The 24,049-nt window shown below is 53.2% G+C and carries 21 protein-coding genes and 1 pseudogene; 15 read left to right on the top strand and 7 right to left on the bottom strand.

The genetic code is table 11. From position 1 onward, the window contains the following. Positions 1–10: 10 nt before the first annotated feature. From GALF_RS06955 to GALF_RS06935, 5 genes are read right to left on the bottom strand one after another with little or no spacing between them, the layout of a single operon-like run. Positions 11–1,078, bottom strand: coding sequence for an alkene reductase (locus tag GALF_RS06955; protein WP_013293352.1), 1,068 nt, complete (start codon positions 1,076–1,078; stop codon positions 11–13). A gap of 53 nt (positions 1,079–1,131) precedes the next feature. Beyond that, the gene (locus GALF_RS06950; RefSeq protein ID WP_013293351.1) at positions 1,132–1,698 is read right to left on the bottom strand and encodes a YceI family protein; all 567 of its coding nucleotides are present in this window, start codon (positions 1,696–1,698) and stop codon (positions 1,132–1,134) included. 33 nt (positions 1,699–1,731) lie between these two features. Continuing rightward, positions 1,732–2,289, bottom strand: coding sequence for a YceI family protein (locus GALF_RS06945; protein ID WP_013293350.1), 558 nt, complete (start codon positions 2,287–2,289; stop codon positions 1,732–1,734). After that, positions 2,286–2,834 (bottom strand): cytochrome b, encoded by a 549-nt coding sequence (locus GALF_RS06940; protein WP_223293741.1) that lies wholly within the window; start codon positions 2,832–2,834, stop codon positions 2,286–2,288. The genes GALF_RS06945 and GALF_RS06940 overlap by 4 nt, the downstream gene beginning before the upstream one ends. A gap of 7 nt (positions 2,835–2,841) precedes the next feature. After that, positions 2,842–3,684 carry a pirin family protein gene (locus GALF_RS06935; protein ID WP_013293348.1) on the bottom strand — a complete coding sequence of 281 codons (843 nt, stop codon included), beginning with the start codon at positions 3,682–3,684 and terminating at the stop codon, positions 2,842–2,844. Between the two features lie 85 nt (positions 3,685–3,769). Here GALF_RS06935 and GALF_RS06930 point away from each other — a divergent pair, with 85 nt between their 5' ends. The 15 genes and pseudogenes from GALF_RS06930 to GALF_RS06865 all read left to right on the top strand — a co-directional run bounded on the left by GALF_RS06930 (position 3,770) and on the right by GALF_RS06865 (position 20,095). Continuing rightward, complete coding sequence (locus GALF_RS06930) at positions 3,770–4,669, top strand: LysR family transcriptional regulator (RefSeq protein WP_013293347.1); 900 nt, start codon at positions 3,770–3,772, stop codon at positions 4,667–4,669. Positions 4,670–4,836: 167 nt separating this feature from the next. Continuing rightward, positions 4,837–7,515, top strand: a complete 2,679-nt coding sequence (locus GALF_RS06925) for a bifunctional acetate--CoA ligase family protein/GNAT family N-acetyltransferase (RefSeq protein ID WP_013293346.1) — start codon at positions 4,837–4,839, stop codon at positions 7,513–7,515. Positions 7,516–7,669: 154 nt separating this feature from the next. Next, positions 7,670–8,593: a histone deacetylase family protein gene (locus tag GALF_RS06920; protein WP_013293345.1), complete on the top strand. Its 924-nt coding sequence runs from the start codon at positions 7,670–7,672 to the stop codon at positions 8,591–8,593. Between the two features lie 134 nt (positions 8,594–8,727). Further along, positions 8,728–11,619, top strand: coding sequence for a chemotaxis protein CheB (locus tag GALF_RS06915; protein ID WP_013293344.1), 2,892 nt, complete (start codon positions 8,728–8,730; stop codon positions 11,617–11,619). Further along, a complete protein-coding gene (locus GALF_RS06910; RefSeq protein ID WP_013293343.1) occupies positions 11,616–12,740 on the top strand; it encodes a sensor domain-containing diguanylate cyclase in 1,125 nt (374 codons plus the stop codon). The genes GALF_RS06915 and GALF_RS06910 overlap by 4 nt, the downstream gene beginning before the upstream one ends. Beyond that, the gene (locus GALF_RS06905; protein ID WP_013293342.1) at positions 12,737–13,345 is read left to right on the top strand and encodes a PAS domain-containing protein; all 609 of its coding nucleotides are present in this window, start codon (positions 12,737–12,739) and stop codon (positions 13,343–13,345) included. The genes GALF_RS06910 and GALF_RS06905 overlap by 4 nt, the downstream gene beginning before the upstream one ends. A 12-nt stretch (positions 13,346–13,357) precedes the next feature. Then, positions 13,358–13,621, top strand: a pseudogene (locus GALF_RS16020) (PAS domain S-box protein); the annotation flags it as partial. Positions 13,622–13,636: 15 nt separating this feature from the next. Continuing rightward, positions 13,637–15,877 (top strand): PAS domain S-box protein, encoded by a 2,241-nt coding sequence (locus GALF_RS06900; RefSeq protein WP_263053281.1) that lies wholly within the window; start codon positions 13,637–13,639, stop codon positions 15,875–15,877. Beyond that, complete coding sequence (locus GALF_RS06895) at positions 15,870–16,505, top strand: response regulator (RefSeq protein ID WP_013293340.1); 636 nt, start codon at positions 15,870–15,872, stop codon at positions 16,503–16,505. Before GALF_RS06900 ends, GALF_RS06895 begins: the two co-directional genes overlap by 8 nt. Positions 16,506–16,719: 214 nt before the next feature. Continuing rightward, entirely contained in the window at positions 16,720–17,001 is a 282-nt protein-coding gene (locus GALF_RS06890; protein WP_041938008.1) for a hypothetical protein, read from the top strand. A gap of 30 nt (positions 17,002–17,031) precedes the next feature. Beyond that, positions 17,032–17,235 carry a hypothetical protein gene (locus tag GALF_RS06885; protein WP_013293338.1) on the top strand — a complete coding sequence of 68 codons (204 nt, stop codon included), beginning with the start codon at positions 17,032–17,034 and terminating at the stop codon, positions 17,233–17,235. A gap of 1 nt (position 17,236) precedes the next feature. Beyond that, positions 17,237–17,674 carry an Hsp20/alpha crystallin family protein gene (locus GALF_RS06880; RefSeq protein ID WP_013293337.1) on the top strand — a complete coding sequence of 146 codons (438 nt, stop codon included), beginning with the start codon at positions 17,237–17,239 and terminating at the stop codon, positions 17,672–17,674. Positions 17,675–17,778: 104 nt separating this feature from the next. Further along, a complete protein-coding gene (locus GALF_RS06875) occupies positions 17,779–17,985 on the top strand; it encodes a cold-shock protein (protein WP_013293336.1) in 207 nt (68 codons plus the stop codon). A 44-nt stretch (positions 17,986–18,029) separates the two neighbouring features. Beyond that, on the top strand, positions 18,030–19,217 hold the full coding sequence (locus tag GALF_RS06870) for a hybrid sensor histidine kinase/response regulator (RefSeq protein WP_013293335.1): 1,188 nt from the start codon (positions 18,030–18,032) through the stop codon (positions 19,215–19,217). A gap of 77 nt (positions 19,218–19,294) precedes the next feature. Then, positions 19,295–20,095, top strand: a complete 801-nt coding sequence (locus GALF_RS06865) for an ABC transporter ATP-binding protein (protein ID WP_013293334.1) — start codon at positions 19,295–19,297, stop codon at positions 20,093–20,095. Positions 20,096–20,147: 52 nt separating this feature from the next. Here the strand turns inward: GALF_RS06865 and pgi are convergent, their stop codons facing one another. After that, positions 20,148–21,788 (bottom strand): glucose-6-phosphate isomerase, encoded by a 1,641-nt coding sequence (gene pgi / locus GALF_RS06860; protein ID WP_013293333.1) that lies wholly within the window; start codon positions 21,786–21,788, stop codon positions 20,148–20,150. 79 nt (positions 21,789–21,867) lie between these two features. Then, a complete protein-coding gene (gene glgB, locus GALF_RS06855; RefSeq protein WP_013293332.1) occupies positions 21,868–24,018 on the bottom strand; it encodes a 1,4-alpha-glucan branching protein GlgB in 2,151 nt (716 codons plus the stop codon). Positions 24,019–24,049: the final 31 nt, after the last annotated feature.

Below are 24,049 nucleotides of genomic sequence, written 5' to 3'. Positions count from 1 at the left end.
ATGCGGGTGATCAGTAGTCTGAATAGCCCTTTTCGCCCGGTGTGTAGAACGTGGAAAAATCAGCTGCGGTCAGCTCAGCACCGCTGCGCAGTTTTCCAACCAGATCCGGGTTCGAGATGAACGGACGACCGAAGGCCACCAGATCGCCGCGTCCCGCATCAAGATCGCTGTTCGCACGCGCCAGATCGTAGCCGCCAGACAAGATATAGCGTCCCTTAAAGTTTGCGCGTATCGCCGCTTTTAAAGACGGACTCACTTCCGGCGCGCCCATCGCGCTGTGATCGACGATGTGGATGTACACCAGACCGATTCGGTTCAATTCTTCAATCAGCGCAAGATACATCGCATCCATCTCAGCATCGGGGGCTGTGCCGTTGAATACGCCGTAGGGTGAGATGCGCATGCCGACGCGATCCGCGCCAATGGCGGCTGCCGTGCCTTTGGCGATTTCGACGGCGAAACGGATGCGGTTTGCGATGCTGCCCCCCCAGTTATCGGTACGCTGATTGGTTGCCGTATTTAAAAACTGGTCGATCATATAGCCGTTGGCCGCATGAATTTCTACGCCATCGAAGCCCGCTTCACGCGCATTTTTTGCGCCCTGCACATACTCTGCAATCGTCTGTTCGATTTCAGCTTCCGTCATGGCAGACGGGACAGGGTAGGGCTGCATGCCGCTGCTATCGGTCCACATTTCACCGGGGGCGGCGAGCGCTGAGGGTGCGAGTATTTTACTGCCGGACTGCATGTTGGCCGGATGGCTGACGCGACCGGTGTGCATCAGCTGAACGAAAATGTGGCCGCCCGCCTGATGTACGCCCTGATTGACGCGCTGCCAGCCTGAAATTTGTTCAGCGTTGAACAGGCCGGGTTGACGCGCGTAACCCAAACCGTTGACTGAGGGTGAAATTCCTTCGCTAATGAGAAGTCCGGCATCCGCACGATTGCGGTAATACGCTTCCATCAGCGCATTCGGTACCGAGCCGATGGCACGGCAGCGCGTCATCGGCGCCATCGCGATGCGATTGGGCAGTTGCAGCGGTCCCAGCGTGATCGGGGTGAATAGGGTGGTTGTCATTGTTTGCTCCAAAAAAGTTAACCCTCCGCGAGGCGGAGGGGATGATGCAAAAATTACTGTTTGATCGATTCGACCGGAATTGTCAGTGTGACCTCATCACCAACCAACGGGGCATATTTGCCCATGTTGAAATCAGAGCGCTTGATGTGCGCGGTTGCATCCGCACCGCAGGCATCCTTTTTCATCATCGGGTGGGGCATACACTTGAGCGCCGTCACCGTCAGGGTGACAGGTTTAGTCACGCCCTTGATGGTCAGATTGCCCTCGATGCTGACCAGTTTGTCGCCGTCAAACTTGAACTTATCAGACTGGTAGGTAATGGTCGGATATTTTTCAGTGTTGAAAAAATCTTCACCCTGAATGTGGGCATTGAACGGTGTCGAGCCGGTATTGACCGATTTGGCATCGATCGTGACATCGACTGAACCTGTGTGAGCGGCGCGATCGATGATGATTTTTCCGGTCACGGTGTCAAAGCGGCTTTGCTGGGTCGAGTAGCCCATGTGACTGTATTCGAAGCGCGGCTTAGTGTGGTTTTGCTCCAGCACATAGGTTTCAGGTGCGGCGTAGGCAGCTGTGGCGAAAGTAGTTGCGAGGGTCAATGCGATCAGTTTTTTCATGATGTATTTCCTTTTAAGTTGGATGAGTTGGGCTTACTTTTTTGCAGGTGAGGCTAAAACAACTAAGTGAAATTTGATCTGAATCTCGTCGGCGACGGTGCCTAAATCGGCCCATTCGTCGGTACCGATGCCATAGGCTAAGCGTTTAAGGGTGAAACTGCCGTCGAAGGCGCGACCATCAAAGGTGAGAGGCGCTGTCACATCCAGCGTTTTACCTTTAATGGTGAGTTTTCCCGTGGCCTGATAGCGATTTCCACCGATAGATTTGACGCCGCTGGAGACAAAACTGGCCAGCGGATACGTTTTGGCATTGAACCATTTTTTGCCGGCAACTTCCTCATCCGCGTCAGTGGAACCCGTGTCTATGCTGGCCAGATTCACATCAATGCTGGCGCGGGCGCTCGTCAATTTGGCCGGATCAAACGCGAGTTGTGCGGAAAACTTGGTAAATTTCCCCTCCATAGCAACGCCCATCTGCCGGTAGCCAAAGCTCAGGGCACTTTGGGCGGGTACCACTTGATTGTATTCGACGGCCTGTGCCGTGCTGACACTGAGCAGCAGGCCGATTACGGAAAATTTAGCGAGCTTCATTTTGCAATCCCTCCGGGTAACATGCGGGCCATGAGGCCGTCGCGGTCGATCAATTGATGTTTTAAGGCGGCCGCCACGTGCAGCAGTACCAGCACCAGCAGCAGATAATTGAGGTTTTCGTGTACCGAGGTGAACAGCACCCCCAGCGACTTATCTTTGCCGACCAAATCCGGCAGCGGCAAAACGCCGAACAGCACGGTCTGAAAACCCTTGGCCGAACTCATCAGCCAGCCGGTGAGCGGGATGGCGATGAACAGCACATACAGCATACCGTGGACGCTGCTACTTGCGCGTTGCTGCCAGCGCGGCAAGACAATTGCAGGCGGCCTGTGGGTGAGCCGCCAGAGCACACGAAATACCGCCAGTGCCAGCAGCGTGATGCCTATCCATTTATGGTAACTGTAGAGCTGCAACTTAGTAGGCGATAATTTCAAGTCGCTCATATAAAGCCCCAGCACAAACGTTCCCGTCAGCAGTAGCGCCATCAGCCAGTGCAGCACCATTGCGGTGGGGGTATAGCGTGTCGTCATGATATTCGTTCCCATAGCGCATTCAGGCAAAACGGCCGGAGCGAAAGTCATCCAGCGCCTGATGAATTTCTTCCTGCGTGTTCATCACGAACGGCCCGTATTGCACGATGGGTTCATTCAACGGTTTGCCGGCAATCAGTATCAGGCGCGTATCGCTTGCCGCATCCAGCGCCACGCCCTGACCGCTATTGTTCAATATCCCCATCCGCTGCGCTTTGATTTCGGTATCATTGACGCTCGCAGCCCCCCGGTAGACATAGACAAACGCGTTGTGCGTAACCGGAATCTCCGCCTCAAAACGGGCACCTGCCGGCAAATGGATATCCAGATACAAGGGCTCGGTGACTTCCCGACTGATAAGCCCCTGTGTGGTGCCGCTAAGCCCTGCAATCACGCGCACCGTCACGCCCTCAGCGGTCTGATATTCAGGAATTTGATGACTGGCATAGTCCTGATACCAGGGGGCAGCCATTTTTTGACCAGCGGGCAGGTTGAGCCATAACTGGAAGCCTTCCATGACACCGTCTTCCTGCTCGGGCATTTCCGAATGAATCACGCCGCGCCCGGCATTCATCCACTGCACGCCGCCGTTTTCCAGCAAGCCTTGATGACCTGCACTGTCACGGTGACGCATGCGACCTGACAACATATAGGTCACGGTTTCGAAGCCGCGATGCGGGTGATCGGGAAATCCTGCAATATAGTCGCCCGGGATGTCGCTGCCGAAGGCGTCCAGCATCAAAAAGGGATCGAGACGCCGCTGGAGTTTCCCGGTCAGCACGCGGGTGAGTTTGACGCCTGCGCCGTCCGAGGTTAATACGCCTTCGATGACTTGTTCTACGCTGCGCGATGTTAGGGTATTCATGATGGCCTCTGTTTGATAGTCATCGCATGATAGGGTAAGCAAAACGATAGATAAAGCCGTTAATTCGGGATAGACTATCCCGTAAATGAAACAACTCTCCGCTGATGACTATATTCTGTTCGCTACTATCGCTGAATTTCACAGCATGGTTCGTGCGGCAGAACACCTTGTTATGCCTAAGGCAACCGTTTCGCGCCGTCTGGCCAATATGGAGGCGGCCTTAGGTCAGCGCCTGCTCATCCGCACTACGCGTCGTTTAACCCTCACTGAGTTTGGACTTGAGTTTCTCGATCACTGCCGGCGGGTGAGCGATGAGGTTGCTGCTGTACAGGATTTTGTCCGCAGTCAGGATGCACAGCCGCATGGTCGTTTGCGGGTCTCGATGCCGGGTGATTATGCGCGGCATCATTTTTCGCGCGCGATTGCCACTTTTATCGACGCCTATGCCGAGATTCAACTCGATCTTGATTTGTCCTCAAGGCGCGTCGATCTGATTGGCGAGCGCTACGATCTGGCGATACGCATGGGAGATCTGACGGATGATGCGACGCTGGTGGCCAGAAAAATCGACGAACAGCATTTTGCGCTGTATGCGAGTCCGATCTATCTTGCGCTGCATCCGGCACCCAACCACCCCGATGAACTGGCGCAACATACGGCGGTGCGCCTGCTATCCGACCGGGGCAATGCCGTGCCGTGGAATTTACAGTCAGATAAAACGTTATGGGAGGCCATACCGCCCGGACGGCTGACGCTCAACTCACCTGACATGATTCAGCAATTGCTGTTGGATGGCGCAGGGATCGCCGCCTTGCCTTGCAGCTTTGCCCGGGCGGATTTACAGCAAGGGCGCCTGGTACAGGTGCTGCCTGACTGGTCGTTGCCGACCGTTCCCGCATGGGCGGTAATGCCGATGCGCCGCTATTTGCCGGCCAAGACGCGTGCCTTTATCAGTCATCTTGAACGGTATATGCAAAAGGGCTGACAGGCAGGCAAAAAAAGATGGAAGTATCGCTGCGCTGCGAGGATAATTAAGCCATTCATGCAACTGGCTAATCAGTTTGTAATATGTCTACCATAAAATGTCCTCTACGACCGTGCACACTTCCCGGTTCCTAATTCCAGAATTCAATTTATAAAAATTTAAATATCATGTCAAAACACTATCTTACATCACTTTTCTCACCTAGTTCCGTAGCTGTATTCGGCGCCAGCGATCGGGTCGACTCCGTCGGACAAATCGTCTTTCACAATATGCTTGAGGGGGGCTTTAAGGGCGGGCTCTATCCGATTAATTCGCGCGTTGCAGAAGTACAGGGTTGCAAAGCGTATGCTGCGATCAGCGAGATCGAAGCTGAGGTTGAACTGGTGGTGATCGCAACCCCGCCGAAAACAGTGCCGGACATCATCGAAGAGTGCGGAAAGCACGGGGTTAAAGCGGCAGTGATTATCACCGCAGGCTTTGGCGAAATCGGCGCGGAAGGACAGGAACTGGAGCGTCAGGTGCTGGTCAATGCAGCGCGCTACGGGATACGCTTAATCGGCCCTAATTGTCTTGGCGTCATGCGGCCATCGATTGGCCTGAATGCGACGTTCAACAACGGCGGGGCGAATGCCGGCAATCTGGCCTTAGTCTCTCAGTCGGGCGCGTTATGTACCGCGATTTTAGACTGGGCGCAGATCAACGATGTCGGTTTTTCCAGCGTCGTATCGATGGGTTCATCTGCCGACGTCGATTTTGGCGAGACGCTGGACTATCTGGTGTCCGATTCGAATACTCAGAGCATTTTGCTGTACATCGAAGGAATCAGGGAGTCGCGCCGTTTCATGAGTTCGTTGCGTGCCGCGGCGCGGGTCAAACCTGTGATTCTGATCAAGGTCGGTCGCCACGAGGCAGGTTCGAAAGCCGCGATGTCACATACCGCATCGCTGGTGGGTTCTGACGATGCGTTTGACGCCGCCGTGCGCCGTGCCGGTGTAGTGCGGGTTGAGACCGTCACGCAACTATTTTCAGCAGCTAAAGCGCTATCCTGCGGCTTTCATCCGTCCGGCAACCGCTTAGCGATCGTCACGAATGGCGGAGGGCCGGGTGTCATGGCGACCGATCGCGCATCCGATTTAGGACTCGTCATGGCTAACTTGTCGGACACGACGATCACGCGCCTCAATGAAGTGCTGCCGCCTAACTGGTCGCACGGCAATCCAGTGGATATCATAGGCGATGCGCAGGCCGATCGTTATCAGCATGCGGTGGCCGCCTGCCTGGAAGATCCCAATGTCGATGGCGTGCTGACCATCCTGACGCCGCAGGCGATGACCAAACCGTTGGAAGCGGCCCAGGTCGTGATTGAACTGGCCAATAAATACAGCAAGCCGCTCTTGACCTGCTGGATGGGCGAGACACAGGTGGCCGAATCGCGCAAGTTGTTCGCCCACTCGAAAAAACCTAACTTCCGCACCCCTGAGCCTGCGGTCGAAGTGTTCTCCTACCTGTCCGATTACTACAGCAACCAGAAGCTGCTGATGCAGATGCCAGAGCCTTTGTCACACCATGTCGCACCGGACGTCGAGGGCGCGCGCATGGTGATTGAAGGCGCGCTGATGGATAAGCGTAAGGTATTAAGCGAGATGGAATCCAAGGCCGTGCTGGCCGCGTTCCATATTCCGGTCGCTCAAACCATGGTTGCCCGTTCGCCGAATGAGGCTTTGCTGATCGCACAACAACTGGGTTTCCCGGTCGCAATGAAGGTCAATTCCCGTGACATCACGCATAAAAGCGATGCCGGCGGCGTCAAGCTCAATCTGGGCAACGCGCAGGCGGTGCGGGCGGCGTATCACGAGATCACTGAGAATATCAAGAAAAACCGTCCCGGCGCGCATATGGACGGCATTTCGATTCAACCGATGATCGTCAAGGCTAATGGTCGCGAACTGATGGTCGGCGTCATCTGCGACCCGGTGTTCGGTCCTGTGATTACCTTCGGCGCAGGAGGTACGATGGTCGAGGTGATGGGCGATGCACAAGTGACGCTGCCGCCTTTAAATTCCTTCTTAGCGCGCGATTTAATTAATCGCACCAATGTGTCGCGTTTGCTGGGCGCCTTCCGTCATATGCCGCCTGTGAACATGGAAGCGCTCGAATCGGTGCTGCTGCGCGTCTCCGAGATGGTGTGCGAGTTGCCGATGCTGACCGAAATGGACATCAATCCGTTGATTCTGGACGAGCACGGTGTACTGGCAGCCGATGCGCGCGTGGTGGTCGAATTTAAGCAACCGAGTGCGGATCGTTATTCGCATATGGCCATTTATCCGTACCCGACTCACCTGGTCAACCACTGGCAGTTGGCGGACGGCATGGACATCACCATCCGCCCGATTCGCCCCGAAGATGCAGAGCTGGTGCAGGAGTTCGTCCGCAACCTCTCCGAGCAATCGCGTTTCTTCCGTTTCATGAACAGCGTGCAGGAACTCAGTCAGGCGATGCTGGTGCGTTTCACGCAGATCGACTACAGCCGCGAAATGGCGCTGATTGCGGTGACCGAGATACAGGGTAAGGAAGTGGAGCTGGGGGTCGCGCGCTTCGCAATCAATCCCGATGGCGAGAGTTGCGAATTTGCGCTGGCGATCGCGGATAATATGCACGGCAAAGGATTAGGTCAGCGCCTGATGACAACCCTGATGGAGTCGGCCAAAGCCAAGGGCTTGAAGGTCATTGAAGGCGAAGTGCTCAAAAACAACACCGACATGTTGCATCTGATGGACAGAATGGGCTTTGATGTCTGCACCAGCGAAGACGATGACAGCATCAAGGCGGTAAGGAAGGTACTGTAAAAACAGGATGATTCAAAGCTAAAGAGAAAAAACACTTTAAATTTAATGAATTAGATCACAACCCTAATGTGTTAAATTGTTATTTAAAGGTTTTTTCTCCGCATTCTCTGCGTGAGAATATTTTTAGTGTGTTTTTAACTTCGCTATTTTTATTATGCAAACTGCCTATTTGACGCATCCGGTCTGCTTGAAACACGACATGGGAGCCGAACATCCGGAGTGTCCTGCACGCATCCACGCCATTGAGGATCAGTTGATCGCGTCAGGCTTGTTTCACTATCTGGCGCATTTTGATGCCCCCAAAGTGACCCGCGAGCAGTTGTTGCGGGTGCACCAGGCAAGTTACGTCGACAGCGTATTTGAACGCGCACCCGAAACGGGCCGCGTTGAGCTCGACGGCGATACGCTGATGAATCCCTATACACTGGATGCGGCACTGCATGCTGCGGGTGCAGCGGTGCGCGCGGTTGACCTTGTGATGAGCGGACAGGCAGAAAATGCCTTTTGCAATATTCGCCCGCCCGGCCATCATGCGGGACCCGCGAGTGCCGCAGGATTTTGCATCTTCAACAATGTCGCCATCGCGGCAGCCCATGCGCTCGAACAGCATGGGCTGCAACGCGTGGCGATCGTTGACTTCGATGTGCATCACGGCGACGGGACAGAAGCTATTTTTCGCAACGAGCCGCGCGTGATGCTGTGCTCGACGTTTCGTCACCCCTATTATCCCTATTGCGGTGCGGACAGCAGTAATTCGCACATCATCAACGTGCCGCTCGCAGCGGGCAGTTCGGGCGTTGATTTTCAAGCTGCGGTTACGCAACACTGGCTGCCGGCGCTCGCCGCCTTTTCGCCGCAACTGCTTATTATTTCGGCAGGATTTGACGCACACCGGGAAGACGATATGGGCGGACTGGCACTGCGCGAAGCCGATTACGCATGGGTTACCGGGCAGTTAAAAACGCTCGCAGAGCAACACGCCGCACAGCGCATCGTCTCGGTACTTGAAGGCGGCTATTCCTTGAGTGCGCTAGGACGCAGCGTTACCGCGCACATCAGAGAATTGAGTGGACTTTAAACCGGCGCGACATCTGCCGTCATTTTAATGGCGGGGTCGGATTATCTCAATTGAGAATGGGGATTGTCCGATGGACACAGGGCAACAACGGTTGTATCTTGCGATATTACTCAAATTTTTATTAAGGATATTGCGTGGACGCTGATCCAATTGAACCACCTGTTCCGGTGAGTCCGATCATCCCCTTTAATGTTGTAGGTATGGGGGCGTCAGCGGGTGGACTGGAAGCGTTCGAGGTGTTCTTTCACCATATGCCGCCGGACAGCGGTATGACGTTCGTCGTCATATCGCATTTATATCCGGGACACGCGAGCATCCTCACGGAAATTTTGCAGCGCACCACCTCCATGCGGGTCGTTGAAATTGAAGATCAGACTCAAGTTGAACCCAATACGGTTTACGTGATTCCTCCCAACCGGGATCTGGCCATTTTTCATGGTATCTTGCAGTTGTCCGTGCCGGTTCAGCCGCACGCACAGCGTTTGCCCATTGATACTTTTTTCCGCTCGCTGGCCGATGATATGGGCGCTCGGGCGGTCGGCATCATATTGTCCGGTACCGGCACGGATGGAACGCTGGGCCTACGCGCCATTCTGGGGGCGGGCGGCGTTTCACTGGTACAGGAACCGGCGTCTGCGAAATACGACGGTATGCCGCAGAGTGCAATTAAGTCAGGTTTCGCCAGCCGTGTACTGACGGTTGAGAGCATGCCGGCAGCGCTGATCAAAGGCATCAGTATCGGCACGGTAGTCGAACCTGTTGCGAGAACAGGTGAATTAAACCGCATCCTGATGCAGTTGCGCAGCGTCACCGGCCATGATTTCTCCCAGTATAAAAAAAGTACCATAGGACGACGCATCGAACGGCGTATGAGTATGCATGACATCGACAGCCTTGAAGTGTACGGACGCTATTTGAAGGAACATCCTGAAGAGACGGGCAAACTATTTAAGGAACTCCTGATCAACGTCACCAGTTTTTTCCGCGATGCAGAGGCGTTTGATGTGCTGCAAAATGAGGTACTGCCGCAGTTGCTGGTCGATAAGCCGGATGATTATGTACTTCGTATCTGGGTTGCCGGTTGTGCAACCGGTGAGGAAGCCTATTCCATCGCGATGCTGCTCAGCGAATATATGGAAAATTCGCACCAGGTGTTCAAAGTGCTTTTGTTTGCGACCGATCTGGACGACGATGCGATTGCCGTGGCACGCACGGGTTTGTATCCGCTTAATATCGCGCAAGATGTGAGTGCAGAACGCTTGCGTCGATTTTTCCTCAAGGAGGAGTCCGGCTTCCGGGTTAAAAAATCGATCCGCGAAATGGTGGTATTCGCAATTCAGAACGTGATTAAAGACCCGCCGTTTACACGACTAGACCTGCTCAGTTGCCGCAACCTGATGATCTATCTGGAAACGGAGGTGCAAAATCGTTTGATTCCTGCATTTCACTATGCTTTAAAGCCGGGCGGTGTGTTGTTCCTGTCCCCGTCGGAGAGCATAGGCAATTATCCTGAACTGTTTGCCCCGTTAAATCGCAAGTGGAAATTTTATCGCGCGAGCGGCATCGTGTCTTCAACCACGGCCGTGATGTCCGGCGGACTGGTCTGGGCACGCAATACCAATTTCAAAGAACCTGAAGAGATGATTATCAAACCGCGCGAAACTAATTTTTCTGAACTGACCCGCAGCATGCTGTTGCAATCGTACGCGCCGGCGTCTGTGGTGACAGATGAGAAAGGCACGATACTGTATGTGCACGGAGATACCGGACACTACTTGCGACCCGCACCCGGACAGGCCACATTGAATATCATCGAAATGGCACGCGATGGATTGCAAATGCACTTGCGCAATGCGCTCAGCGCAGCGGTCAGTCACGCTCAACTCACTTTGAATCATGAAGTGTCGATCAAGAGAGACGGTGAAATGCAGCACATGAATCTCAGTGTGCGCCAGATGCACGGCCCTAATCGAGAGCAAAGGCTGTTTCTGGTTAGTTTTCAGGATATTGCACCCCTAGCGGGAAAACGGCACAAGGGGGCGCAACCCGGCATGCTGGAACTTGCACGCGTCCACGAACTGGAACGAGAGTTAGCATATACCAAGGAAAATTTACAAGGGACGATCGAACAGCAGCAATCGTCAAATGAAGAACTAAAATCGACTAACGAAGAGTTACAGTCAACCAACGAGGAGTTGCAGTCAACCAACGAGGAGCTGGAAACTTCTAAGGAGGAGTTGCAGTCGGTCAACGAAGAGCTGGTCACCGTCAATGCCGAATTGCAGTCGAAAATAGAGCTGCTGGCCCTGATGCAGAATGACATGAAAAATCTGCTCGATAACATCAACATCGGTACGCTGTTTCTGGATAACCAGTTGCATATCAAACGCATCACCCGCGATGCGATGAAGCTGTTTCGTCTGGTATCCACCGATGTTGGCCGTCCGCTCTCAGACATTAAATCGAATATTCAGAATGTCGAATTGCTGACGGATGCCCAGAGTGTGCTGGATACGCTGGTGCCCTTCGAGCGTGAAGTGACCACGAACAACGGCGCCTGTTATCTGGCGCGCATACAGCCCTACCGTACGCTGGACAATGTGATCGACGGGGTGGTGTTAACTTTCACCGACATTACGCAGCGTAAACAGGTAGAACAGGCCGTTATCGAAGCACGTGAAATGGCGGAGGGTATCGTCAATACCATCCGAGAACCGTTGCTGGTGCTAGATAGCCAGTTGAACATCGTGTCGGCCAGTCGTTCTTTTTATCAATTTTTTCATACCACGGAAAAAGCTACCCTCGGCAGTTCGATTTATCTGCTGGGTAATAATCAATGGGATATTCCTGAACTGAGAAATCTGCTGGATACGCTCGTGTCAGGCAATCAGGTCATCGAGAATTTTGTTGTTGAGCATCAATTCCCCCTGATCGGTCAGCGCAAATTGTTGCTTAATGCCCGCAGCATCACCGATGGCAACAATACGAGGGGGTTGATCCTGCTGGCGATGGAGGAGGTCGCATGAGCGATCAGCCCAACGCTGAGCAACTTCGGCGCGCCGCGGAAGCTAAGCTGGCACGCAAGCCCCCTGCAGCCATTGAGATGCCACTTGAAACTTTGCTGCACGAACTTCAGGTGCATCAAATCGAGCTTGAAATGCAAAATGAAAATTTGCGTCAGTCGCAGTTTGAGCTGGAAAAGTCGCGTGACCGCTACATGGATTTTTATGACTTCGCGCCGGTAGGTTATCTCACCCTCAGCGAATCAGGGCTGATACTAGAAATCAATCTGACCGGTGCCGGTATGCTGGGGGTGGAACGCAGCAAATTGCGCTACCGCCGTCTGACCCCTTTTGTTTCGACCGACTATCACGACCGCTGGCTGCGCCATTTTATGACGGTGTTGGGCTCTCGTGAACCGCAAGCCTGTGATCTGGCGATGATGCATGACAACGGTTCAACTTTTTTTGCCCGCATGGATTGTATGCGCCAGCACAAGGCGGGCAGCGAGCCCGAAGTGCGCGTTGTGATGACCGATATCACCGACCGTATTCGCAATGAGGAAGAAATTCGCAAGCTGGCTTTTTACGATGCGCTCACTCAACTGCCTAACCGCCGCCTGCTCAATGACCGGCTGGATCAGGCCATGGCCGGCAGTCGCCGCAGCCTGCGCTTTGGCGCGCTGATGTTTATCGATCTGGATAATTTTAAACCGCTCAACGATCAATACGGTCACGATACCGGCGATTTACTGCTGATCGAGGTAGCGCGTCGTATTACGCGCTGTTTGCGGGAAATGGATACCGTGGCGCGTTTTGGCGGTGATGAATTCGTGGTGCTGCTCAATGAGCTCGATACCGGAAAAGAGGCCTCAGTCACACAGGCACGCCACATCGCCGAAAAAATCCGCTACGCGCTGGCCGAGCCCTACAAACTCAAATCGCACGAGAAACTGGAACTTGAATATCATTGCAGTTCGAGTATCGGCGTGGTGCTGTTTATCAATCATGAAACGCGGCCGGATGATATTTTAAAATGGGCTGATATGGCGATGTATCAGGCCAAGGCGGCCGGACGCAACCGGGTCATTTTTTTTGAGCAGGAAAAGCCATCCGGTTTACGCACGGCAAGCAGGGAGACACCGTGAGCGGTCAAGATCTGCGCGATAAAGCGGAAGCGCAGCTTAAGGGGATTAAATCCGATCAACCCCTTGATTCCTTGCTGCATGAATTACAGGTGTATCAGATTGAACTTGAAATGCAGAATGAAACCCTGCGCCAGAACCAGATTCAGCTTGAAGAATCGCGTGACCGCTATCTGGATTTGTATGATTTTGCCCCGGTCGCCTACCTGACAGTTAACGCAGTAGGCATGATTATTGAAATCAATCATACCGGCGCATTATTGCTTGGGATGGAACGAAAAAAAATCCTGCGGCGGCGTTTATCGCAATTTGTTACTGCGGAAGACAACGAACGCTGGTGCCGTTGTTTTTTAAAGATGATGAATCATGACAGCGCGTGTCACGATGAGTTTAGTTTCAAGCGTCTAAACGGCACGACCTTTTACGCCGGGGTGGACAGTCGTTTTATTCACGGCGTTGAGAAAACCGTGCGGATCACCCTGACCGATGTGACAGAACGACGTTTAGCGGAGCAGATGCTGCGGGTGAAAGAGCAAAAATTACACGGGCTGTTCGAGCTGTGCCCGCTGGGTATTGCGCTGACGGACATGACGGGCCGGTATATCTAATTTAATCAGTCCTTTGTAGATATCACCGGCTATTCTAAAGAGGCGCTGATGGCGCTCGATTACTGGGCACTGACGCCTGAACGCTATGCGGTACAGGAGGCTTGTCAGCTCGAGTCCCTGCAATCCACCGGACGATACGGTCCTTATGAAAAGGAATACATCCGCGAGGATGGCAGCCTGATTCCCATACGATTGAACGGCATGCTGATGACAGGAGCGGATGGCCAGCAATACATCTGGTCTATCGTGGAAGACATCTCAGCACAGATCGAAGCGGCGGCGGCATTGCGGATGAGCGAAGCGCGATTCCACGAGATGGCACAGGCCGTCGATGAGGTGTTCTGGATGATGCCGCCGGATGGTAAATCCATCCAGTACATCAGTCCGGCCTTTGAAAGCATCTGGGGGGTCCGCTGCGAGCAATTGTATGCTCAACCCGAACTTTGTACCCAGATGGCGCATCCGGATGACAGGGAGAGGGTCGGCCGTGCCATTGCCAATCTGGCCCTGGGTGTTAATTTCGACATCGAATATCGCATCATCAGACCCGATGGCGAATTGCGCTGGATCAGTGACCGCGGCTATGCAATCCGCGACGCGTCAGGGCAGGTCATCAACACCACGGGGGTTTCCTCAGACATTACGCAAAAAAAACTGATCGAGTCCAATCTAAAGATTGCAAATGAAAAATTTCGCAGCTCGGCTCAGATGCTCGAAGCGATCGTTGAACATATTCCCGTGATGGTGTTTGTCAAACGCGCCAGCGATTTGACTTTCGAGTTGTTCAATCGCGCAGGTGAAGCGTTGCTGGGCTATGAGCGCAGCGCGCTGTTAGGTCTGGGAGATCGTGATTTTTGGCCGCATGATCAGGCCGATGGCTTTATTGAGGCTGATCGTGAGGTGTTAGCTTCCAATCAAGTTAAGGAAATCGCCAAAGAGCAGATTACCGTCGCAGGGGGCGAAATACGCTATCTGCACACGTGGAAAATCGCCTTGCGCGACGAATGCGGACAAGCTACCCATTTACTGGGTATTTCAATGGATATCACCGAACGCGAACGTGCGGAAAAGCGGCTGCGCGAATCGGAAGAGAAAATGCGCGCCATTGTCGACGGGGCACTCGATGGCATCGTGCTGCTGGATCCGGAAACATTGCAGTTCGCCAGCGCCAATCCGGCATTTTGCACCATGACCGGATACACTCGGCAGGAAATTGACCGACTGAACGTGCATGATATACATCCCGCGGAGGGGTTTTCACGGGTAGCCGAGCAACTTGCCCTGCATATTCAGGGCGAGCAGTTTCTCAGCACCGATATTCCCGTCAAACGCTCGGATGGTTCGATCTTTTTTGTCGATATCAAATCGGCGCGGGTGATGTTGAGCGGCAAGCGCTATCTGGTCGGCATCTTCCGCGATATCACCCAGCGCCGTCTGGCCGATGCCCAGCTGAAAATGAGTGCGCGCCGCTATCAGTTGTTGTTCGACCATTCGCGCGATGCCTTGATGACGCTGTCCGTGCCCGCTTATCAGTTTACCAGCGCCAATGCGCAAACGCTGACCCTGTTTGCGGCTGACCGTCTGGCGGATTTTATTGCGCTAAGGCCCTGGGATGTCTCGCCGGAATGCCAACCGGACGGCACGCTGTCAAGCGAGAAGGCCTTGGACAACATACAGCAGGCGCTCGAATCGGGGCTGTGCAGCTTTGAATGGCAACACCGGCGGCTGGACGGCACGTTGTTTAGCGCCGATGTCTTGTTGACCCGTATGAAACTCGGCGATGAGTTGTTTTTGCAAGCCACCGTCAGAGATATCACACTGGCCAGATTGCGTGAACTTGAGCTGAAAGAATTCCAGCAACTGCTGCGCGATCTGGCAGCGCAGGGGGTCGCCTCGCGCGAAGCTGAACTCAAACATATCGCGCGTGAAGTGCACGATGAGCTCGGCCAGTTACTGACCGCATTGCGTATGGATATCTCGCTGCTACGTATTCAGTTCGCAAATCATATTCCACTTTTGATGCCAAAAATTAAGGATATGCTGACACTGGTTGACAAGGCGATACAGGGCGCACGCGATGTCACCCGTAATTTGCATCCACCCGCGCTCGATATGGGGATTGTGCCTGCGACAATCTGGCTTCAGGATGAGTTGACCTCGCGCAGCAACATCAAGTGCACTTTACATGTGATCAAAGAGCCGCCGGTTATTGAAGACGCGCTGACGCTGACACTATTCCGGATTTTGCAAGAATCAACGACCAACATCATGCGTCATGCCAACGCAAGCTGTATGGAAATTACGATAGATTGCAACCATGAATTCATTTTTCTCCGCGTTTCCGACAACGGCACAGGGTTTGATGAAACCCTGCTGCCGTCCAAAAAATCCTTTGGCCTGATGGGCATGAAGGAGCGTGCGCTGGCGGTCAGCGGCAAGGTTGAAATCAACAGTCAACCCGGACTGGGTACCGTTGTATCCGTTCATATTCCTTTATTTAAAACCCATACGCGGAGAAGAGAGAATGATTAGACTGTTAATTGCCGACGATCACGCCATCGTGCGCGAAGGCATCAAAAAAATACTGGCGCTGGCCCAAGACATTCAAGTCGAAGCGGAGGCTGTTGATGCCATTGAAGTGATGAAACACTTAGATGACGGCGTCACCTTCGATGTGCTGCTGCTCGATCTTAGTATGCCGGGCGTAACAGGAATGTCGTTGATTACGCAGATCAAGGCGCAATATCCGGCGTTCCCGATACTGATATTCAGTATGCACAACGAAGCTCAAATTGCCTCCCGTGCGATCAAAGCAGGTGCAGCGGGTTTTATCGCCAAGGACAGCGATCCGGAAATCCTGCTCGAAGCGATACGCAGGGTCGCGGCTGGCCGAAACTATATTGATCCGGCGCTGGCCGAACAGATGGCATTCGATGCCTTAATGCCACCCAAGTCTGCGCCGCACGCGATACTGTCTAGCCGGGAACTGGAAATTTTTGCGCTGCTGGTAGCGGGAAAACGCGTCAATGATATCGCCTATATCCTCAATATCAGCAACAAAACCGTCAGCACCCACAAACTGAATCTGATAACGAAAATGAAGCTGCACAGCACGGCCGATCTGGTTCACTATGCCCTAGAGCACAAGTTGTTTGCATAATTTTTACCTGCTTGCCGCGTACCCCCTGTCTTCTACCCCCTCTCCTAGTTAAATTCCACCCTATCCATAGGGATTTTCTGTCCCATTCTCAGGTTCATCGGATGCCAAAATCAGCATCGCCCGATGGTGGATGAGGGGGACACTGGGCATAATCCCCTCTGCCAAAACAGTCATATATCAGTTGGAGCAGCAATTGATCCGGGGGGACAGCTTGATGAAAAAATATAAAAGAACAAATACGACACTGTTTGTTTTGAAGGTCATGCGACGCATGAAACAGATGCAGTCGGAACTTGAAGAACACCGTTATTACTTAGAACGCAATGTTGATCTTAAAACCTTACATCTAACACGGCGTATCGATTTACTCGAATCTTGCAATACCAACTTGTGCGGGAAGCTTGCGATCACCAAGAAAGAATTGGCGGCGCTGACTGAGAAAGGGAGCCCGATCAAACTTCAGCTATTCAACAACGATGTGCAGCGCGTTGCCTGATGCGCTGCAAATTAACACCGGGGGGATGCGATGAAACTAGAAGAAATCCGCACGTTTGCAAAAGCACAGGGCCTATCGACCGCAAGGCGTTCAAAGAGCGCGCTGATTAAATCCATCCAATCTAACGAAGGCAATTTTTCCTGCTATGCAACGGCCACACGCGCTGTCTGCGATCAGGGAAACTGCCTGTGGCGTGACGACTGTTTTATCGACGCAGCTAAACTAGGAGAATGAAATGAATCTAGTCAAATGGAATCCGTTCAGAGAACTCGAAGACGTCAGCAACCGGCTCAATACGCTATTCGGCAGATTACCGTCTGAACAAGGACAGTTAACGCTGGCCGACTGGCAACCGGTCGTCGATATCAGCGAAACCGATAACGCCTACCTGATCAAGGCGGAAATTCCCGAGGTTGAAAAAAAGGATGTCAAAGTCTCACTTCATGGCGACATGCTCACGCTGTCCGGTGAACGGCATCAGGAAAAAGAAGAAACGAACAAGAAGTTCCATCGTATAGAACGCGCGTACGGCAGTTTTTCACGCAGTTTTCGGCTGCCGCCGGATACCGATGGCAGTACGATCAGCGCTGAATTTAAAAACGGCATGCTGAATCTCACGCTGCCTAAATCCAAGCAAATCGCGAGCCGTTCTATCGATATCAGCATCGCTTAGCGATACCTTGCCTCCTTCCGCTGCCGGGGGGCTGTGGAGGGGGGAGCATCAAGGTCCGTAGGTCGTAGTAACTTTCATTTTTTTAATCGCAATAGGAGCTGCAAATGGCAACAGGTACGGTGAAATGGTTTAACGACGAGAAGGGTTTTGGTTTTATTTCTCCTGATGATGGTGGCGACGATCTATTCGCGCATTTCTCTGCCATCAATATCAGCGGTTTTAAGTCGCTTAAAGAAGGACAAAAAATCAGCTTTGATGTGGCGCAGGGCCCAAAGGGACGCCAAGCGTCCAACATTCAAATCGTTCACTGATGAGATACTGATTTCCCCTGCATAATGCAGGGGGAAAAGCTACCATGATAGAAAGACAAGAACGTGCACTGGTCAGACGTCGAACCGATGGCGCTCTACTCGAACTGCGTGAGGAAAAAGCGCAGGCCGAGCGCGCCAATCATGAGAAAAGTCGCTTTTTAGCGGTAGCAAGTCACGACCTGCGCCAACCCATTCATGCACTCGGTCTGTATATAGACGAGCTGCGTCGCAAAATTTTGGATCAGGAGCAACAACAACTGGTCGGTAAAGTTGAACGCTCCATTGATTCCATCACTCAGCTGGTGAATTCCTTGCTGGATATCTCACGGCTAGATGCCGGTGTCGTCGTCGCTCAAAAACACCCCTGTAATCTAGCGGAACTGTTGACGCGCATCGCGGCGGGTTTTCAACAGGAGGCGGACTGCCGGAACATCCGTCTGGTAGTGCATCCTATCGAAGGCTATGTGAACAGCGATCCTGTGCTGCTCGACCGCATCATCACGAATCTACTGAGCAATGCGCTGCGCTACACGCCCGAAAATGGCACGGTGCTGCTTGCCTGCCGTCTGCGCGGCGGGCAGATTTTGCTCGAAATAAGGGATAACGGCATCGGTATCGACAAAGCATTCCAGTCAAAAATATTTCGTGAGTTCATACAGTTAAATCAGAATACTCAAGTAAACAAGCAAGGAATGGGGCTGGGATTGGCGATTGTTAAACGGTTGGCTGATTTACTGGAACACCCCTTGACGTTGCGTTCGGTTCGCAATCGGGGGGCGAATTTTAGCATCTTGTTGGAACGCGCCCATCGTCCTGAACAGGCTGCAGAGCCTGCACCGGGTCATCTGAATGGCAAGCGACTTTTGATTGTCGATCACGATGCGCAACTGCTGGCGAGTACCGAGATGATGCTTAAATCCTGGGGGGGGGAGGTGACCGCTGCATCCTCGATGAAAGCGGTGCAGCGCCATTTAATGGCCGGTTCGCGCTGGGATTTGGTGATCAGCGACGATCAGAGCGAAGGCAAGGGCGGCGGGCTCACTGTCATTCAAACTGTACGGCGTTATCAGGGGAAATCGACGCCGTACATCCGGATTAGCACCGATAGCCTCGAGCAGGATGAAGATACGCAGGTTTTACTCAAACCGGTCAAACCCGCGAAGCTCAGATCGCTGATACAGTTTTTGCTGCAGCGCGAGGCCGCGGCGCATACCGTCGCGAACAACCGCTAGCCAAATCACGGCCGCTTGTAGTACCCTTGAGACAAGTTTGGCCTGTTGCGCCGGACGTGTTTAATGAAGGGTAGAGATTGAAGCAAATATCGGAAAATCTGGTCGAAGTCAGCAATCTGCATTTCGCTTATGGCAACAACAAGGTGCTAAGAGGGATCAATCTTAATATTCATCGCGGTAAAGTGGTGGCTATCTTAGGCGTAAGCGGTTGCGGCAAGAGCACGCTGCTGCATCATTTCGGCGGGCAACTCAAACCCGACAGTGGCAGTGTTAAATTTCAGGGGCAGATCATCCACGAACTGGATAATACCGACCTGTATGCGGTACGCCGCGAGATGGGCATGATGTTTCAGGTCAGCGGCCTGTTCAGTGACTTGACGGTATATGACAATCTGGCATTTCCGATGCGCGAGCATACCGACCTGTCGGAGGAAATGATCCACGATCTGGTACTGATGAAGTTACAGGCGGTCGGATTGCGTAATGCGCATGGTCTGATGCCCAAGGATCTTTCCGGTGGCATGGAGCGGCGTGTGGCGCTCGCGCGGGCGATTGCACTCGATCCTACGCTGATTATTTACGATGAACCTTTTGCCGGCCTCGATCCGATCTCCCTCAGCACCATCGCCAATTTGATCCGTAAACTCAACGATGCGCTGGGGATCACCTCGGTGGTGGTCACCTACGATATGTCAGAATCCCTGAAAATTGCCGACTACGTGTACTTTATTCACGATGGCGTGGTGGTAGCAGAAGGGGAGGCGGCAGATATGCTGGCGTCAAATGATCCGATTGTTTATCAGTTCATCCATGCGAAGCCTGACGGCCCGGTCGCATTCCACTATCCGGCTCCCCCCTATGCGGAAGATTTTTTGTAAGAACAATTGATAATTGATCGTTATCAATTATCAATTATCAATCATTACCTATCTACCTGTTTTTACGATAGTATTCAATCAGGTGGCGCGTAGAATCATCGTGTTGCGTGCCGATTTTGCCATCTTGCAATTCAGGCAGAATTTTACTGGCTAGTTGTTTGCCCAGTTCCACACCCCACTGATCGAATGAGTTGATATTCCACACAATGCCCTGCACAAAGACCTTTTGCTCATAGAGTGCAATCAACATTCCCAGCGTGTGCGGATCAAGGCGATCAAACAGCAGGGTATTGGTCGGTTTGTTGCCGGAAAAAACCTTGTGCGGCAGTAACGCTTCAAGTTCAGCACCCGACAGTCCCTGCGCGACCAGTTCGGTGCGCGCCTCGTCTGACGTTTTGCCTATCATCAGCGCTTCGGTTTGCGCAAAGCAATTAGCCAGCAAGATCGCGTGATGCTCACCTAATGGATTCTGGCTGTGTACGGGCGCTAGAAAGTCTGCCGGGATCATGCGTGTTCCCTGATGGATCAGCTGGTAGAAGGCGTGCTGGCCATTGGTACCCGCCTCGCCCCATACTGCCATGCCGGTATCGTAATCGACTGGCTGCCCGTCGCGGTCTACGCCCTTGCCGTTGCTCTCCATGTCCAGTTGTTGCAAGTAGGCGGCAAAGCGATGCAAGTACTGATCGTAAGGCAGCACGGCATTTGAACTGGTCGCAAAAAAGTTGCCGTACCAGATACCTAACATCCCCATCAATACCGGCATGTTCTCTTCTAAAGGCGCGCTGCGGAAATGTTCATCCATCGCGTGCGCACCGGCCAGCAATTCTTCGAACCTGTCCATGCCGATAAACAGTGCGATGGGCAAACCGATCGCCGACCATAGTGAGTAACGTCCGCCCACCCAGTCCCAGAATTCGAACACGTTGTCCGGATTGATGCCAAACGAGGCGGTCGCCGCAAGATTGGTCGAGACAGCGGCAAAGTGGCTGGCAACGGCATCCTCCGAACCTAGTTTTTCAACCAGCCATGCGCGCGCAGAACGGGCGTTGGTCAGAGTCTCTTGAGTGGTAAAGGTTTTTGAACTGACAATGAATAGGGTGGTTTCGGCGTCTAGTTTTTTGAGCGTCTCGGTAAGTTGGCTGGCATCGACGTTAGAGACGAAATGCGCGCGCAGCGCAGGACTTGCGTAACACTTCAAGGCCTCGCAGACCATTAGCGGGCCCAAATCCGAGCCGCCGATGCCGATATTGACGATGTCGGTGATCGCGCGGCCTGTGTAACCGGTATGCGCACCACTGCGAACCTGGTCGGAAAATACCCGCATCAGCGAGAGCACTCGCCGCACGTCAGGCATCACATCGACCCCGTTGAACAGCACCGGACGATCTGAACGGTTGCGCAGTGCGGTGTGCAATACAGCGCGCTGTTCAGTGTTGTTAATTTTTTCGCCGTTAAACTGGCGTTCAATACTGGCGGGTAAGCCGGCGTGAACGGCCAGATCAATCAACAGTTTTCGGGTGTGTTCGGTGATGCGGTTTTTCGAGTAGTCCAGCAGTAAACTGCCAAATTTCAGCGACAAAGTGTCAAAGCGGGCTGGATCAGCGGCAAACAGCTCGCGCATGTGCAGCGGCTCAATTTCGGCGTAATGTGCACTCAGCGCTTGCCAGGCAGTGGAGAGGGTAAGTTTTGACATGGTAATGATCTTTGTTCAAAGTTCAACTAACGGACATATTAAGTGATGCCCCCTCCCGTATCGGGGAGAGGTAAGCACCTTATGCCTCGGGTACCAGAATCACACCGGCCAACGGTGGCAGGGAGATTTCCGCCGAATAAGGCAGCCCCATCCAGGGAATGGCCTCTGCCGTGATCAGGCCGGCATTGCCCAGATTGCTACCCGCATAATATGCGGAATCGCTGTTCAATACTTCGCGATACTCTACCAATGCCGGCAAACCGATACGATAGTGCTGGCGCGGCAACGGGGTCAGATTCAACGCAACGACGACGCTGGAACCATTGCGTGCACTGCGCTGGAACGACAGCACAGATTTTTCGGCATCGTTGCAGTCTATCCAGGAAAAACCCGCCGATTCGAAGTCCAGTTCATGCAGCGCGGGAAGTGAACTGTAGAGCTTGTTCAAATCGTGCGTCAGGTTCTGCATACCGCGATGCAACTCTTCGCCCAGCTGCCACCATTCGAGTTCCCATTTTGACTGCCATTCGCGTCCCTGAGCGATTTCATTGCCCATGAAGTTGAGTTTTTTACCGGGGCTGGTCATCTGGTAAGTCAGCAGCAGACGCAAGTTGGCGAATTTCTGCCACGCATCGCCCGGCATTTTGGAGAGCAACGAGCCTTTGCCGTGTACGACTTCATCGTGCGAGAAAGGCATGATAAAGTTTTCGCTGTAGGCGTAGATCTGGCCGAAGGTCAGCTGGTTGTGGTGGTATCTGCGATGCACCGATTCGTGTTCGAAATAGCCCAGCGTGTCGTTCATCCAGCCCATGTTCCACTTCATCGAGAAGCCTAAGCCGCCCAGATATACGGGGCGAGAGACGCCGGGCCATGCGGTGGATTCTTCAGCCATGGTCAGGGCGCCGGGGAATTCCTCGTGGACCATGATATTCATTTCGCGCAAAAACTCAACCGCATCAAGGTTTTCGCGGCCACCGTACTTATTCGGGATCCATTCGCCGGCTTTGCGCGAATAATCAAGGTACAGCATTGATGCGACCGCATCGACACGCAGGCCGTCGAAGTGGAATTCGGATAACCAGTAGTGCGCGCTGGAGAGCAAAAAGGTTTTAACTTCGTTACGGCCGAAATTGAATATATGGGTGCCCCAGTCCTGATGAAAACCCAGTCGCGGGTCTTCGTGCTCAAACAGGGCGGTGCCGTCAAAACGCGCCAGCGCCCAGCTGTCCTGCGGAAAGTGAGCAGGGACCCAGTCGAGGATCACGCCGATGTCAGCCTGATGGCATGCGTCGATCAACTGACGCAGTTCGTCAGGAGAACCGAAGCGGCTCGACGGTGCGAAATAGCCCGTGCACTGATAACCCCACGATTCATCGAGCGGATGCTCGGTGACCGGCATGAATTCGATGTGCGTGTAGCCCATGTTTTTAACATAAGGCACCAGATCGCGAGCCAGCTCGCTATAGCTGTAAAAGCGACCGTCCGGATGGCGCTTCCAGGATCCCGGATGCACTTCATAGATATTCACCGCAGCGTGCAACCAGTCCCACTGACCGCGCTTGGCCATCCATGCATCATCTTGCCAGCTATGTGAATTCGCAGGTGCGGCTAAGGCGGCCGTTCCCGGACGCAATTCGAAGCCTTGTGCATAGGGGTCGGTCTTGGTCAGGATATTGCCGGTATCACGATTGCGGATTTCATAGCGATACAGCGCGTGCTGCTTAATTTCCGGGATGAAAATTTCCCAAACGCCGGACGAGCCGTGCAGGCGCATCGGATACATGCGGCCATCCCAGTTATTAAATTCGCCGACAACGCTCACGCGTTCCGCGTTAGGGGCCCAGACGGCGAAACGCACGCCTGTGACACCGCTGATTTGCACCGGATGCGAGCCCAGCATGCGGTAGCCTTGACGCAGCTTGCCTTCACCGAATAAATGCAAGTCCTGTGCAGAGATGTCAGACGGGAACTGATAAGGATCGTAGATATCGCGGGACGTCAGCCCTTCGCTAACTTTCAAGCGGTAGGGGAGTTTAGGTTCACATAGGCCGCGCCATTCGAACAGGCCGTCGGAATGGATTTTGGTAAATTCTTCCTGAGTGTAGATCAGGGTGACTTGCGTGGCATGAGGTTCATAGTAGCGAATAACCCACTCAGCGCCATCGCGGTGCAGACCAAGTAAGGCAAAAGGATCGTGGAGGCGTGCTTGCAACAAAGATTCGATTAACATATTCACTATATTTCCTCATTAGTTCTTGTGT

Origin of the sequence: Gallionella capsiferriformans ES-2 (assembly GCF_000145255.1) — a bacterium.
Lineage (GTDB): Bacteria > Pseudomonadota > Gammaproteobacteria > Burkholderiales > Gallionellaceae > Gallionella > Gallionella capsiferriformans.
The sequence above is the reverse complement of the archived record's forward strand: the minus strand, read 5'-3'. Positions and strand labels throughout refer to the sequence as shown.